This window comes from Oleiphilus sp. HI0067 (assembly GCF_001635735.1).
Genome location: NZ_LWFI01001292.1, coordinates 1 through 1,174, shown reverse-complemented (window position 1 = coordinate 1,174; position 1,174 = coordinate 1). Strand labels below are relative to the sequence as shown.

At 43.5% G+C, this 1,174-nt stretch carries 2 protein-coding genes; both read left to right on the top strand.

Annotation, left to right across the window (positions count from 1 at the left end):
* Positions 1-240, top strand: a 240-nt coding sequence (locus A3739_RS20035; RefSeq protein WP_304440295.1) for a YqiA/YcfP family alpha/beta fold hydrolase, incomplete at its 5' end; no start/stop codon positions are given.
* Positions 241-302: 62 nt separating this feature from the next.
* A partial coding sequence (gcvT, locus tag A3739_RS20030; RefSeq protein ID WP_068502554.1) for a glycine cleavage system aminomethyltransferase GcvT occupies positions 303-1,174 on the top strand: 872 nt, incomplete at its 3' end.

Sequence of the window (1,174 nt, the reverse complement as noted above, 5' to 3'; positions counted from 1 at the left end):
AAGTCTGAGCATATGGAGCAATTACTTGCTTTAGATGTTGATCGGACGTCTTTAAAATTGTCGCAGTTATTTCTCTTAACAGAGAGCGAAGACGAAACACTCAATTATCAAGAAGCCGCGCTTAAATTGCTTGGTGCTAAAATGTATTTAAGTCGTGGTGGTGATCATTCTTATACATCATTCACAAAACACTTACCCACCATAGAACATTTCTTCAACAGAATTTCTTCTAAAAGCTAGTTTTTCTAGCTTTTGTTTCGGTAAAATGCGGCCCAATACTAATAAGCTTGTGGAGCTGTTAAGTGGGTAATAAAACATCCTTGTACCAAGCGCACCTTGATTCAGGCGCAAAGATCGTCGATTTTGGTGGTTGGGATATGCCAATCCACTATGGCTCTCAGGTTCAAGAGCACCATTTTGTCCGCAAAGACGCAGGCATGTTTGACGTGTCACATATGACTATCGTCGACTTGTCTGGTGCAGATGCTCAAGCGTATCTGCAACGCTTACTAGCAAATGACGTTGCTAAGCTAAAGTCAGTCGGTAAAGCGCTATACACCGGTATGCTTAATGAAAACGGTGGCGTGATTGATGACTTGATCGTATACCGTATGCCTGAAGGCTTTCGGCTTGTTGTGAATTGCGCAACAAGAGAGAAAGATCTTGCTTGGATGGAAAAGCAAATCCAAGGTTTTGATGCCTCATTAAATGAACGTCCAGAGCTCTCTATGGTCGCTGTTCAAGGGCCAAATGCTTTAGCGAAAGTTTCTGAAGTGCGTGCGGATGCAGCATCTTTGATTGAGTCTTTGAATGTATTTCAAGGTTTGGAAGACGGCCAGTGGATGTATTGCCGTACTGGATATACAGGTGAAGATGGCCTAGAAGTTATTGTTCCTGAAGCTGAAGCGGAAAAGTTTTGGAAAGATCTTGAGGCTGCTGGTGTAAAACCATGCGGACTCGGCGCAAGAGATACACTTCGCTTAGAAGCTGGTATGAACTTGTATGGATCAGATATGGATGAGGAAGTGTCTCCGCTTGAAGCGAATATGGGCTGGACGATTGCTTGGTCAGAAGATCGTGACTTTATCGGTAAGTCTGCACTCGTTGCACAGAAAGAGCAGGGCTTAAAATTCAAACAAGTTGGTTTGGTACTTGAAGCTCGCGGTGTATTGCG